The sequence below is a fragment of the Trueperaceae bacterium genome (assembly GCA_023954415.1).
Classification (GTDB): Bacteria; Deinococcota; Deinococci; order Deinococcales; family Trueperaceae; genus JAAYYF01.
The window spans coordinates 76,444-91,123 of the sequence record JAMLIB010000008.1 but is presented as its reverse complement, the minus strand read 5'-3'; the positions used below and the strand labels follow the sequence as shown (position 1 = coordinate 91,123).

Here is a 14,680-nt window from a genome sequence, read left to right as displayed (position 1 = left end):
CCGCCGTCGTCGAACGCCCCCGACGGACCGCGTGCGCCGAGCCGCGGAGCGCGGGGTGAGCACTGACCCCCGTCTGACGCGGGGGCGGGCCTACACTGTCGTCACGCGGCTCGCCCCACCGTCCGCCACCGCGCTCGTCGCCCCGCCATGGGGCTGCTGCCTCACGGAAGGAGGGGTTCGCGCATGTTCAGCCACCTCTTGTTGCCGTTGACCGGTACCGATCTCGACCGACCCGCCATCGCGCACGCCCGGGACCTGGCGCTCGAGTCCGGCGGAACCGTCGAGTTGATGTACGTCCTGGAAGGGCCGGCCGGGGGCCCGCAGGCGGTGGACGCCGTCGAATGGCATGCGCGGCGCCTGGCCGGTCAGGCCTACCTCGAGCAGGTGACCGCGCAGCTCGCGGACGCCGGGCTCACCGTCAGCCACTGCCTGCCCGAGGGCAGGGTGACCGAGCACATCGTGCACCGCGCCCATCAGGGCGCCGACCTCCTGGTCCTGCCGACGGGCGCGTCGGGCCATGGCCACGTCGGGGCCGTCGAGGGACAGGTCCTCTGGCGGTCGTTCGTCTCCACGCTGCTCGTCAGGGGCGACGCGCCGGCGCGACATGGCGGCAGCCTTTACGGGACGGTCCTGGTGGCGCTCGACGGCTCCCAACGCGCCGAGTGCGTGCTGCCGGCCGTGCGCTTCCTGGCCGAGCGCTTCGGGGCGCACGTGATCCTGGCGCACGTGGTGGAGGAGCCGTCCGTGCCTCGGCCGCTCCCGCCCGTCGCCGAGGAGCGGCAGCTCGCCGCGCGGCTGGTCGAGCTCAACACCGCCGCCGCCACGCAGTACTTGGGCGACCTGGCCACCGGCCTCGGCAACGGCGCGGAGACGCGCCTGGTGGCCGGCCGTCGGGCGGCGCCCGTGCTTCACGAGCTCGTGCGCGAGTGCGAGCCCGACCTCGTCGTCATGAGCGCCCACGGCTACGGCGGCGACCATACGTGGCCGTTCGGGGAGGTGACTACCAACCTCATAGGTTACGGGCCCACGCCGCTCCTCGTGATCCACGACCTGCCCTGGCAGGAGCGCGCCGCCCGCCAGAGCGACGCTACGGAAGAAGAGTGGGGCGGATGACGGGCGCGGGCGCCGCCCCGGACGGACCGGTAGCGCCGACCGACGAGGGGCGCGACCCTGCCGCCCAGGCGCGCGCCTGGGCGGAGGAGCACGTCGGCGCCGGGCTCCGGCCGAGCGCGCGCGCCCGGCAGGCCCCGGCCGCACGCCTCGCCGAGCTGACGCGCAAGCTGGCGCGCGCGCACCGGGCCTTCGGCGTCGCCACCGCCGCCAAGGAGTCGGGCTCGTACGCGGCCGAATGGTTCCTCGACAACTACTACCTCATCAGGGAGTCCGTGAGGCAGGCGACCCAGGACCTCCCGACCGATTTCTATCGCCGTCTCCCGTGCCTCGCCGACGGCGCGGTGGGTGGCGGCGCGGCGCGGGCGGAGGCCCTGGCCGTCCTGCTCCTCGACGAGAGCGCCGGTCGCCTGGACGTCGCTAGGGCGGGCGAGCTGCTCGAGGCCTACCAGACGGTCGCGCCGCTATCGATGGGCGAGCTGTGGGCCCTCCCGAGCCTCCTGCGCCTGGTCCTCCTCGACTGGTTGACGAAGAGCGCCGAGCTGCTCACGGCGCCGCCCGACCGCGAGACCGACGACGCCGAGCGCGAGAGTCACAACCAGCGCGTGGCCGACTGCATCGTCGGCCTGCGGACCGTCAAGAGCACCGACTGGCGCGTCTTCTTCGAGGCGGCCAGCCACTGCGAACGAGAACTGCGGCGGGACGCGAGCGGCGACTACGCGGGCATGACGTTCGCGACGCGCGACCGCTACAGGAAGGCGGTCGAGAGGGTGGCGCGCCGCACCGGGGCGGACGAGGTCGCCGTGGCCGGGGAGGCCGTACGCCTCTCTCGCGCTGCCGGGGAGGACCCCGCGGCGCTCCGGCGGACCAGGCACGTGGGCTACTACCTGATCGACCACGGCGCGCGAGCGCTCGAGGACGCCTTCGGCTACCGGCGCGGCGTGGGCGAGCGGTCGCGCGCGTTCGTCAAGGCCCACCCGACCCTCGTCTACCTGGGGAGCGTCGGGCTCGTGGCGGCCGTGCTACTCGCTTGGGGCGGCGCCTACGCCGCGGCGTCCGGCGCGGCGGCTTGGCTGGTCGCCCTCGCGATCGCGCTGCTCCTCGTGCCCGCGTTCACCGTGGCCGTCGCGGTCGTCAACTACGCCCTCAACCGCCTCATCGCCCCGGCGCTCCTGCCGCGCCTGGACTTCGGCGGCGGCCTGCCGCGCCCGGCCGGGGACGACGACCCCCTGACCCCGCGGTACGCCGCCCTCGTCGTGATGCCCGTGCTCGTGGCGAGCCTGGAGGAGCTGGATGCCCTCCTCGGGCAGCTGGAACGCCACTACCTCGGCAACCCGGACCCGCGCCTCGCGTTCGCGCTGCTGACCGACTTCCCTGACGCCGCCGCCGCCACCCTCCCGGGCGAGGCCGACCTGCTCGCGCAAGCGCGGCGGCGGGTGGCGCGCCTGAACGGCGCGTACGGCCGAGCCGCCGGCGGAGGCGCGGGGGTCGCGGGCGCGGGAGGGCGCTTCTACCTCCTGCACCGCGGCCGGCGCTGGAACGCGAGCGAGGGCGTATGGATGGGGTGGGAGCGTAAGCGCGGCAAGCTCATGGAGCTCAACCGGCTCCTGCGCGGCGCGGACGACACGACGTTCGAGCTGATCGTCGGGGACGTAGCCGAGCTCTCAGGCACGGAGTACGTCCTGACCCTCGACGCGGACACGCGCCTGCCGCCGGGCGCGGCGCCGAGCCTCATCGGCACGCTCGCGCACCCGCTCAACCGCGCCGAGTTCGACGCCGACGGCCGAGTCGTCGCCGGTTACAGCCTCCTGCAACCGCGGACCGACGTGCTGCCCGAGAGCGCCAACGCCTCGCGGTTCAGCCGCCTGTTCGTCGGGGAGAACGGTCTGGACCTCTACACCCACGCCGTCTCGGACGTCTACCAGGACCTGTTCGGCGCCGCGATCTTCGTCGGCAAGGGCCTCTACCGTGTCGACGACTTCCAGCGCGCGCTCGCCGGCCGCGTGCCGGAGAACAGCCTCCTGAGCCACGACTTGCTCGAGGGCATCTACGGCGGCGTGGCTCTCGTGAGCGACGTCGTCCTCTTCGAGGAGTACCCACCCACCTACCTCGCGCAGGTCAAGCGCGCCCAACGCTGGGTCCGCGGCGACTGGCAACTCCTCCCCTGGCTGCTCGCGACGCTGGTCGGCGCGCGCGGCAGGGGGGAGCGTCTCGGGCCGGCCGGTGCGTGGAAGATCGCGGACAACCTGCGGCGCAGCCTCGTCGCGCCCGCCCTCTTCGCCCTCTTCGTGGCCGGTTGGCTCGTCCTCCCGGGGTCGCCCGGCGTCTGGACCCTGATAGCGCTCTCCACCCTGGCCGCTCCGCTGCTCGCCGGCGCGGTCATCGCCTACCTCGACGGCCTGATCGAGAACTACACGGTGCCGGGGCGCCGGAGGCTGATGCCGTGGCAGCCGTTGAGCCAGGCGTTCGGACGCTTCGCGATCACGCTCTCGTTCGTCCCTTACGAGGCCGGCATGGTGGCGCGGAGCGTCAGCCTCACCCTCTACCGCCTCTTCGTCACCCATAGGAACCTGCTGGAGTGGCGCACGGCCGCGCTCACGAACCGCGAGCCCCCGCCCACGCTCGGTGGCGATGTCCGTCGCATGGGGTGGGCGCTCGCGCTGAGCGTGGCCGCGGCGCTGGCCGTCGCGTACCTCAGGCCCGCGGCTCTCCTGGTCGCCGCCGTCCCCCTGGTCGTCTGGCTCCTCGCCCCGGTCACCGCGCACCTGCTCTCGCTCGCGAGCGACGGCGCGCCGCGCGAGCTCACGGACGCCGAGCGACGCGAGCTCCACGGCCTGGCGCGGCGCACCTGGCTCTACTTCGAGCGCTTCGTCGGCCCCGAGGACAACTGGCTCCCACCCGACAACGTGCAACTCGGCCACGATCCGGTCACTGCCCACCGCACCTCCCCGACCAACGTCGGTCTCATGCTCCTCTCGACGCTCGCGGCCCACGACCTCGGTTACCTCGGCGTCGTCGACCTCTCATTGCGGTTGCGCCAGACGCTCGACGTCCTGGGACGCGTCGAGCGCTACCGTGGTCACCTCCTGAACTGGTACGACACGCGGAGCCTCGAGCCGCTGCACCCGCGCTACGTGTCGAGCGTCGACTCGGGCAACTTCGCGGCCGCGCTGGTGGCGTTGCGGCAAGGGTGCTTGCAGTTGCTCGAGCGTCCCATGGACGTCGCCGCCTTCTTCGGCGGCCTGACGGACGCGCTGGCCGTCCTCGAAGACGCCCTCTTCACCGCCATGCCGGAGCGGCCCGCCGCCGCGGCCGTCGCGGCCTTGCGCGAGCGCGTGGAGTCCGCCGCGCTCGCGCGCGAGCTATGGCCGAGCACCATCGCCCTCCTCGAGGGTGACGCCTGGCCGTCCGTCGAACAGGCGATCGTCACCGCCATGCACGATGGCGACCTGACGGGCCGCGACCTCGACGCCGTGCGGCTCTGGGCGGAGCGCGTGCGGCACGGGATCAGGGTCACGCTCGGCGAGGTCGGCTCCCTGGCGCCGTGGGTGCGCGCCCTGGGGGCGGCGCAGGCATGGACGGGCTCCCTCCCCGAAGGTTCACCGGCGCGCGTCGCCTGGCGGGCGGTGGCCGGCGCTTTGGCGTCGGAGCCGCCGCTGCGGGAGGTGGGCGCGTGGGTGGGGGAGGCGCTCGCCGCGTTGCGCGCGTTCCGCGCCGCGCTGGGCGACGAGTCGGCTGCCGCCTCCGCCGGCCGCGCCTGGTGCGACGACCTCGCGCCGCGTCTGGCCTCGGCTCGTAACGCCGCGGCCGGGTTGGTGCGAGCCTTCGAGGAGCTGGCGGCGCGCAGCGAGGCTGAGGTGGAGGCCACGGACTTCACCTTCCTCTACGACCCCGACCGCCAGCTCCTGCATATCGGCTACAACGTCGATACGGAGCAGCTCGATACGAACCACTACGACCTGCTGGCCTCGGAGTCGCGCCTCGCCAGCCTGGTGGCCGTGGCGAAGAGCGACGTTCCGATCAGCCACTGGGTCCACTTGAACCGCCCCTTGAGCGACCTCGGCGGGCGCGCCGCGCTCCTCTCGTGGAGCGGGACCATGTTCGAGTACCTCATGCCCGAGCTGCTCACGCGGCGCTACGGAGCGACGCTGCTCGACCAGAGCTGCGCGGCGGCGGTAGACGTGCAGATGGCGTTCGCGAAGCGTAACGGCGTGCCGTGGGGCGTGAGCGAGTCGGGTTACGCGCGCGTCGACGCCGCGGGCAACTACCAGTACCACGCGTTCGGAGTGCCGGAGCTGGCGCTGAACCGCTCCTACTCGAGCGACCTCGTGATCGCCCCGTACGCGAGCATGCTGGCGCTCAGGCACCGGCCCGAGGCGGTGCTCGAGAACGCGGCGCGCCTCGCCGAGGCCGGCGCGCTTGGGCCGCACGGCTTCTTCGAGGCCCTCGACTTCACGCCCGAACGCCGACCGCTCGGGGCGGACCGCGCGCTCGTGCGCTCGCACATGGCGCACCACCAGGGCATGATCCTGCTCGCGGTGGCGAACGCGTTGACGGACGACGCCATGGTCGAACGCTTCCATGCCGACCCGCGGGTGGCCACGGTCGAGTACCTGCTGCAGGAGCGCATCCCGCTCGACGTGCCCGTGATCGACGACCTCCGCCCGGAGGAGAGCCCGAGCGTGCCCGTCGACGTCGCCACGCTCGACGAGCCATGGCCGGTGCCCGTCGACACCGCCACGCCCCTCACGCACCTGCTCTCCAACGGCAGTTACACGGTGCTGCTCAGCGAGGCAGGGGGCGGCTGGTCGGCGGCGGGGGACGTCGCCATCACGCGGTGGCGCCCGGACGGGACCCGCGACGCCGACGGCACCTGGATCTTCGTCCGAGACGAGCCGGGCGGCTCCGTGTGGTCTGCGACGCCAGGCCCGCTGCCCTCGCGCGTCCAGGACGAACGGGTCGTGTTCTACCCTTACAAGGTCGAGTACCAGCGCGAGTTCGACGGCATCCTGACGCGCCTGGAGGTCGTGGTGGCGAGGGGCGCGGCCGAGCTGCGGCGCCTCACCGTCGTCAACCGTGGCGAGACGAGTCGCGTCCTGCGCGTGACCTCCTACGCCGAGGTCGTGCTCGGCTCCGCCGCGGCCGACGCCCGCCACCCGGCCTTCAGCAAGCTCTTCGTGGAGAGCAGCTTCCTGGCCGGTCGGTCGGCCATCCTGTTCCACCGCCGGCCGCGCTCGGCGGACGAAGCGGAGCTCTTCGCCGCCCACGCCGTCGTCAGCCGTGACGACCCGGGGCCGTGCGAGTACGAGACGGACAGGGCGGTGTTCCTCGGCCGCGGCAACGACGTCACGACGGCCGTGGGGACGCGCGGACCGCTGCGGCGGGCCGACGGCGACGGAGGGACGGGGGCGCCGGCGGAGCCGGACGCCACGCTCGACCCGGCCATGGCGTTGGCCGTGCGGCTCGAGCTCGAGCCGCACTCGCAGGAAGAGGTCACGTTCGTCACGGGGAGCGGCGCCAGCGCCCGCGAGCTGACCGACCTCCTCGACGAGTTGCGCAAGCCGGGCATGGTGGCGCGGGAGTTCGACCTCGCGCGCTTGCGTAGCCGCGTCGAGCTGCAGGAACACGACCTGACGCCCGCGACGGTGGAGACCTATCAGCGGCTCTACTCCGCCGTCGCCTACCCGCTGCCGGAGCTCAGGGCCCCCGCTGCGACGTTGGCGTCCAACACGCTCGGCCAGCCCGCGTTGTGGGGACAGGGCATCTCGGGCGACATGCCCATCGTCCTCGTCCGGCTCGACTCCACGGAACGGTTGCCGCTCGTGGTGGAGACGCTCCGGGCCCACGCCTACTGGCGCCGGCGCGGGGTGAAGGTGGACGTCGTCGTGCTGAACACGCAGGACACGGCTTACGACCAGACGCTCCACGCCCGCCTGCGCGCCCAACTCGTCCGGCTCGGCAGCGACGAGTGGCTCGGCGCGCGCGGCGGCATCTACCTCCTGCGGCGCGACCAGCTCGCCCAGGCGGACCTCGTGGCGCTCGAGAGCGCCGCGCGGGTCGTCCTGGACGGGGAGCACGGCTCGTTGGCCGAACAGCTCCGGCCGCTCGGTCTGCCGCCCCGCCCCGGCCTCCCGCTGCTGGCCCCCGTCATGGAACGCCAGCAGGGCGCGTCGGAGGGCATGGAGACGACGGACCTGCGGTACGACAACGGTTGGGGCGGGTTCACCGCGGACGGGCGCGAGTACGTGATCCGCGCGAGCAGGGGTGCGTTGCCGCCGGCGCCCTGGTCGAACGTGATGGCCAACGAGGTGCTCGGCTGCCTGACGACCGAGGCCGGCCTGGGCGCCACGTGGGCCGTGAACAGCGGCGAGAACCGCCTCACGCCGTGGAGCAACGACCCGGTGACCGACCCCAGCGCCGAGGCCGTCTACCTGCGCGACGAGGAGACGACGGAGGTCTGGTCCGCGACGCCGCACCCGGCCGGGGGCGATGCGGCGTTCGAGGCGCGCCATTCCGCGGGTCGCACGACCTACCGGCACGTGAGCCACGGCCTCGAGCAGGTGCTCGAGGTGTCCGTGGCCGCCCAGGACCCCGTCAAGCTCGTGCGCTTGAGCGTGAGGAACCTGTCGGACCGCCCGCGGCGCGTGACCGTCACCTACTACGCCGAATGGGTCCTCGGCGTCGATCGCCAGAGCACGAGCCTCCACCTGCTGCCCGACTACGTGCCCGAACGGTGCGCGCTCCTCGTCCGCAACCCCTACTCCACCGACTTCGGGGAGCGCGTCGCGTTCCTCGCGGGCAACAAGACCCCACACGGCGTCACGACGGACCGGCGCGAGTTCCTCGGCCGGTGGGGCTCGCCTGCCATGCCCGACGCGCTGCGGCGCGTGGGCCTCAGCGGCGCCGTCGCCCCCGGAGGCGACCCGTGCGGGGCCATGCAGCTGCACCTCGACCTGGGTGCCGACGGCTCGGAGGACGTCCTCTTCGTGCTCGGTGAGACCGAGGGCCGCGCTTCCGCCCTCGAGCTCGCCGACCGCTACCGCGACCTGGGGGCGTACGCGGAAGCGCGGGCGGCGGCTGAGGCGGCGTGGGACGCCCGGCTCGACAAGGTGCGGGTGAGCACGCCCGACCCGGCCCTAGACCTCCTGACGAACCGCTGGCTCGTCTACCAGACGCTCTCGAGCCGTTACTTCGGGCGGACGGCGTTCTACCAGCCCGGCGGCGCGTACGGCTTCAGGGACCAGCTGCAGGACGTCGTCGCGCTCCTGCACGCCGCGCCGGAGCTGGCGCGCGCGCAGCTCTTACGCGCGGCCGCACACCAGTTCGAGGAGGGCGACGTCCTGCACTGGTGGCACCCGCCCTCCGGCCGCGGTGTGCGCACCCGCATCAGCGACGACCTGCTGTGGCTCGTCTACGCCGCCGAGCGCTACGTCACGACTACGGGCGAGAGCGGGGTCCTGGACGAGGTCGTGCCGTTCCTCCACGGCCGACCGCTCGCGCCGGGCGCCGAGGACCGTTACGACGCCTACGCGCCCGGGCAGGGGTCCGGCACGTTGCTCGAGCATTGTCGCAGAGCGATGGAGAAGGGCGCGACGGTCGGCAAGCATGGGCTGCCGCTGATGGGCACGGGCGACTGGAACGACGGCATGAACCGCGTCGGGGCGGCGGGGAAGGGCGAGTCCGTGTGGTTGGCGTGGTTCCTGGTCGACGTCATCCGGCGCTTCGTCGGGCTCCTCGACCGCGTCGGCGGGAGCGACGGGGAAGCGGAGCGCTGGACCGCGCGGGCCGACGCCTACGCGCGGGCGTGCGACGGGGTCGCCTGGGACGGCCGCTGGTACCTGCGCGCCTTCTACGACGACGGCACGCCCCTCGGCACTGGCGCCGCGTCGGAGTGGCGCATAGACTCCATAGCCCAGTCGTGGGCCGTCCTGGCGGGCGCCGCGCCCGCTGAGCGCGCGACCGTCGCCATGCGCTCCGTGGAGGAGCTCTGCGTGCGGTGGGAGGAGGGCCTGATCAGGCTCGCCACCCCGCCGTTCGACCGCTCGCAGAAGGACCCGGGGTACATCAAGGGCTACCTCCCCGGCGTGCGCGAGAACGGCGGGCAGTACACCCACGGTGCCATCTGGAGCGCGTGGGCGTTCGCCCGGCTGGGCGAGCGCGGCAAGGCCCACGCCCTGCACCGGCTCCTCGACCCCGTGCTGCACGCTGCCGACCGCGAGGGCGCCGAACGTTACGTGGTCGAGCCGTACGTGCTGGCGGCCGATGTCTACGGGCAGCCCCCGCACGTCGGGCGTGGCGGCTGGAGTTGGTACACGGGCTCGGCCGCCTGGTTCTACCGCTTCGGGCTGGAGGGGTTGCTAGGGCTGGAGCGCGTGGGCGACGAACTGCGCCTCGACCCTCACGTCCCGGCCGAATGGCCGGGGTTCGAGGTGCGGTACCGCCATGGGGCGAGCACCTACGTCTTGCGGGCGAGACCGGGAACCGCGCCGGCCAACCTCGTCACGCGGCTGGTCGATGACGGCGTAGAGCACGTGGTGGACGTGGTCTACGCCGCATAGGCCGGTTCGGGCGCGTTCCGGGCGCGCCGGAACCCGCCCGCGGAGCGGCTCATAGGCCCGATAGACGCGTGTTCTTCTCGATGTACGAGGCCCAGTCCTCCGGCACGTCCATCTCGGGGTAGATGGCGTCCACCGGGCAGGCCGGGACGCAGGCACCGCAGTCTATGCACTCTTCCGGGTTGATGTAGAACTGGTCGTCGGCCTCGTAGATGCACTCCACAGGGCAGACGTCCACGCACGAGGCGTCCTTGACGCCGATGCAGGGTTCGGTGATGACGTAAGCCATTGTCGCCTTCCTTGTCGCCTGACGCGAGTCGCTTACGGGTCCCGACTGCGACGCGGAGGCGACCTCGCTAGAGGCAGTTCTAGCAGGTGCGGGCCCATGGTGGCAAGAACTTTCGTACCTAGCGGGCAGCAGGCATGAGAACGGCCCCGGCTGCCTTTTCTTCGCTCCGTCGGTGCCCGTCTCCCGTACTGCCTGGTCTCGCGCCTTGCCGCGGTGCCTTTCGGGTGGAGCCGGGTTACTCGGTCGAGCCTCTAGTGGCGCAGGGGCCGCTCTTTCGAGAAGTGGTCCGTGATCTCTATGGTGCCAGACCTCCTTCCACTTCCAGGGTACTGCCGGCGCCGGCCCATGAACAGGGCCACACGTCATGGAAAACGCGTGGCCCTTTGCGTAAGCTGGTTGTTTGGGGCCGCCCGCGGGCGGCGCCTGATGGGCGCTGGCCGCAGGCAGCGCCGGCAGGCACGAGCTCCGCCAACGGGCGCAAACTGCGCCAACGGCGCTAGCGCGCTGGCAGCGCCCGCGCTTGCCTCAGAACAAGAACCAACCCCCCGCCACCGCGATCACGCCGGCGAAGATGAGCGCCACGGTGTTGATGACCTTGATGAGCGGGTTGATCGACGGGCCGGCCGTGTCCTTGTACGGGTCGCCGACCGTGTCGCCTACCACGCTCGCGGCATGGGCGTCGGAGCCCTTGCCGCCGTGGTTGCCGTCCTCGATGTACTTCTTGGCGTTGTCCCACGCGCCGCCGCCGTTGCTCATCATGAGCGCCATCATCAGGCCGGAGCCGATGACGCCGATCAGCAGTCCGCCGAGGGCGAGGGGCCCGAACAGGAAGCCGACGACGAGGGGCGCGGCCACGGCGATGATGCCGGGGAGCGCCATCTCGCGCAGGGCCGCGGCAGTCACGATGTCGACGGCCTTGCCGTAGTCGGGCTTCGCCTTGCCTTCCATGATGCCCTTGATGGTGCGGAACTGCCTGCGCACTTCCTCGATCACGGAGCCGGCGGCCTTGCCGACGGACTCCATGAGGAACGCGCTGAACAGGAAGGGCAGCATGGCGCCGATGAGGAGGCCGACGAGGATGATGGGGTCGTCGAGTCGGAAGGCGCCGGCGCCGAACTTGACGGGGTCGACGAGCTTGAGGCGCTCGGCGAAGTCGGCGAAGAGCACGAGGGCGGCCAGCGCGGCGGAGCCGATGGCGTAGCCCTTGGTGACGGCCTTGGTGGTGTTGCCGACGGCGTCGAGCGCGTCGGTGTTGGCGCGCACGTTGGCAGGCAGGTCGGCCATCTCGGCGATGCCGCCCGCGTTGTCGGTGATGGGGCCGTAGGTGTCCATGGCTACGACCATGCCGGTGACGGAGAGCATGGCGACGGCGGCCACGGCGATGCCGTAGAGGCCCGCGATCGAGTAGGCGACGAAGATGGCGAGCACGAGGACGATGACGGGGAGGGCGGTCGACTGCATGCCGACGGCGAGGCCGGAGATGATGTTGGTCGCGCTGCCGGTCTCGGACGCCTTGGCCACGCGCCTGACGGGCGCGAAGCGCGTGCTCGTGTAGTACTCGGTTATGAACATCATGGCGATGGTCACCACGATGCCGACGAGGCTGGCGACGAACAGCGAGCCCCAGCCCATGTCGCGGCCGAGGACGCTGAAGTCGAAGCCGTTGAACATGGCGTAGGTGAGGACGCCGAACGCCACGACGCTGATGCCGGCGCTCACGAACACGCCCTTGTACAGGGCGCCCATGATGTTGTTCGAGCCTTCCGGCAGGCGCACGAACTGCGTGCCGATGATGCTCGCGATGATGGCGATGGCCCCGAGGAGGAGCGGGTAGAGGACGAGGTTCGTGACCGCGCCAGTGCCGGGGAGCAGGTAGCCGAGGAAGACGGCGCCGATGGCGGTGACGGCGTAGGTCTCGAACAGGTCGGCGCCCATGCCCGCGCAGTCGCCGACGTTGTCGCCGACGTTGTCGGCGATCACGGCCGGGTTGCGGGGGTCGTCCTCGGGGATGCCCGCCTCGACCTTGCCGACGAGGTCGGCGCCGACGTCGGCGGCCTTCGTGTAGATGCCGCCGCCCACGCGGGCGAAGAGGCTGATGAGGGAGGCTCCGAACGCGAAGCCGACGAGGGGTTCGACGGGGTTGGAGAGCCCAAGGACCACGTGGAAGAGCCAGAAGAAGCCCGAGACGCCGAGGAGCGCGAGGCCCGCGACGGCGAGGCCAGCGACGGCGCCGCCGCTGAACGCTATGCGCAGCGCGCCGGCCAGCCCGCCGCGCGCGGCCTGGGCGACGCGGACGTTGGCGCGGACTGCGACGTTCATGCCGACGAAGCCGCTGATGGCGCTGAAGAGCGCGCCGATGGCGAAGCCGGCCGTCGTCCACCACCACAGCGTGCGGTCGTGGTCGTTGCCCGACGTGAGCGCCACGACGGCGAACACGGCTGCGATGATCACGGCCACGATGGCGATGGTGCGGTACTGGCGGTTCATGTACGCAGCGGCGCCCTGGCGCACGGCGTCGGAGATCTCGACCATGCGCGCGTCGCCTGTCGGCGCGGCCATGATGCTGCGCGCCAACACGAAGGCTGCCACCAGCGCCAAGATGGCGGCCAGCGGAACTAGGGTGATCAACAGGTCCATTCTTCCTCCAACAGACTTACCGGCGCGCAGTCTTCAAGCGCGCAGGTCCCCAGCCGGGTACTTGCGTCCACGTTCCCACCGCCCTCGAGTCGGGCCCCGCCGGTCGGGGTCGCACCCTTGGCCGTGCTTCCGGGCCACTGCTCGCCTGGGCGGCGGTTCGCCCGATGAGCGGCGGCAAGCTTACCACTAGCGAGCGCGTTGGCGCCCCGGCGCGGGGGCGGCGGTCGCGTCCGGCGGCGGCGCTTCCGGCGCGCGGTCCGGACCGGTCGCGCGGTAACCTTGGGCGGTGAAAGTGCCAAGCAGCGCCGTCAAGGACCGTGAGAGGTGAAGGCATGGTGAGCGAACCGTCCGCCAACCCCGGAGAGCCAGCGCGAGAGGGGCCCCAGGCAGGTCCCGGGGCGAGCCCGCTCGCCGGTAAGCCGGCCCCACGCGCGCTACTCATCGACGTGCCGCGCCTCGTCACCGACTACTACTCCGTCAAGCCGGACGCCGGCAGGGCGGAGGAGCGCGTGGCGTTCGGCACGTCCGGCCACCGCGGCACGAGCGGGGCCGCCGGCTTCAACGAGGACCACATCCTCGCCGTCTGTCAAGCCATCGCCGACAGGCGGGCGTCGCAGGGCATCTCGGGGCCCCTCTTCCTCGGGGCCGACACCCACGCCCTCTCGACCCCGGCGCTCGTCTCGGCCGTCGAGGTCCTGACGGCCAACGGGGTGAACGTCGTGGTCGCGCGCGGCTTCGCCGCCGTGCCGACCCCGGTCGTCTCGCACGCCGTGCTCACGCACAACCTGGGGCCAGGCGCGCACGGTAGGGCGCCCGGCGCAGTGCTCGCGGCCGACGGGGTGGTCATCACGCCCTCGCACAACCCTCCCGCTGACGGCGGGTTCAAGTACAACCCGCCCCACGGCGGTCCGGCCGGCACGGACGACACCTCCGAGATCCAACGCGCCGCCAACGCCTACCTCGAGGCCGGCCTGCGCGGCGTGCGGCGCCAGACGTTGGCCCGGGCCCGAGCGGCCGGCGCCTTCGAGGAGCGCGACCTCATGACCCCGTACGTCGACGACCTCGGTTCCGTAGTGGACGTCGGGGCCATCGCGGCGGCCGGTGTGCGCATGGGCGTGGACCCGTTGGGCGGCGCGTCCCTCGCGTACTGGGGACCCATCGCCGAGCGCTGGGGGCTCGACATCACCGTCGTCAACGACGTCGTCGACCCGACGTTCGCGTTCATGCCCGTAGATCACGACGGCAAGATCCGTATGGACTGCTCGTCGCCGTACGCGATGGCCAACCTGATCGAGTTGCAGCACCGCTTCGACGTGGCCTTCGGCAACGACCCGGACGCCGACCGGCACGGCATCGTCACGCCGAGTAGCGGGCTCGTGAGCCCGAACCACTACCTCGCGGTCGCCATCGACTACCTCTTCACGCACCGTCCCGGGTGGCCGGCCGGCGCGAAGGTAGGCAAGACGCTCGTCTCCAGCTCGTTGATCGACCGCGTGGCCGCCGGGCTCGGTCGCGAGGTCGCCGAGGTGCCCGTCGGCTTCAAATGGTTCGTGCCGGGGCTCCTCGGGGGCGACCTCGCCTTCGGCGGCGAGGAGAGCGCGGGCGCGACGTTCCTCCGCACGGACGGAGCGCCGTGGACCACGGACAAGGACGGACTCATCCTTGGCCTGCTCGCGGCCGAGATCCGCGCGGTGACGGGGGAGGACCCCGGCGAGCGCTACGCCGGCCTCACGCGCAAGTACGGTGCGCCTACCTACGCCCGCAGCGACGTGCCGGCCGGCAAGGAGCGCAAGCGGGTCCTCGGCAACCTCAGCCCGGAGGCCGTGCTCGGCGCGGGCCGGAAGGAGCTGGCGGGGGAGAGGATAGTGCAGGTCCTCAGCCGGTCGCCGTGGGGCGGCGAGCCCATCGGCGGCATCAAGGTCGTGACGGAGAGCGGCTGGTTCGCCGCGCGCCCGTCCGGCACCGAGGACATCTACAAGATCTACGCCGAGAGCTTCGCCGGACCGGAGCAGGTGGCAAAACTGCAGGCGGAGGCGAGGGCGCTCATCCAGGAACAGTTCGAGCTGGCCGGCGTGTGAGCCACTGAGCG

At 72.3% G+C, this 14,680-nt stretch carries 5 protein-coding genes; 3 read left to right on the top strand and 2 right to left on the bottom strand.

Annotated features, from left to right (window positions below; genetic code table 11):
* The first annotated feature begins 183 nt into the window (after positions 1 to 183).
* Together M9914_10990 and M9914_10985 are read left to right on the top strand one after the other, a co-directional pair.
* Positions 184 to 1,113: a universal stress protein gene (locus tag M9914_10990; GenBank protein ID MCO5174702.1), complete on the top strand. Its 930-nt coding sequence runs from the start codon at positions 184 to 186 to the stop codon at positions 1,111 to 1,113.
* Entirely contained in the window at positions 1,110 to 9,668 is an 8,559-nt protein-coding gene (locus tag M9914_10985) for a hypothetical protein (GenBank protein ID MCO5174701.1), read from the top strand. The genes M9914_10990 and M9914_10985 overlap by 4 nt, the downstream gene beginning before the upstream one ends.
* Positions 9,669 to 9,717: 49 nt before the next feature.
* Here the strand turns inward: M9914_10985 and M9914_10980 are convergent, their stop codons facing one another.
* Both M9914_10980 and M9914_10975 read right to left on the bottom strand, forming a co-directional pair.
* Positions 9,718 to 9,954, bottom strand: a complete 237-nt coding sequence (locus M9914_10980) for a ferredoxin family protein (GenBank protein MCO5174700.1) — start codon at positions 9,952 to 9,954, stop codon at positions 9,718 to 9,720.
* 525 nt (positions 9,955 to 10,479) lie between these two features.
* Positions 10,480 to 12,591, bottom strand: coding sequence for a sodium-translocating pyrophosphatase (locus tag M9914_10975; GenBank protein ID MCO5174699.1), 2,112 nt, complete (start codon positions 12,589 to 12,591; stop codon positions 10,480 to 10,482).
* 335 nt (positions 12,592 to 12,926) lie between these two features.
* On the opposite strand from M9914_10975, the gene pgm reads away from it, so the two are divergent.
* Positions 12,927 to 14,669, top strand: a complete 1,743-nt coding sequence (gene pgm, locus M9914_10970) for a phosphoglucomutase (alpha-D-glucose-1,6-bisphosphate-dependent) (protein MCO5174698.1) — start codon at positions 12,927 to 12,929, stop codon at positions 14,667 to 14,669.
* Positions 14,670 to 14,680 lie beyond the last annotated feature (11 nt).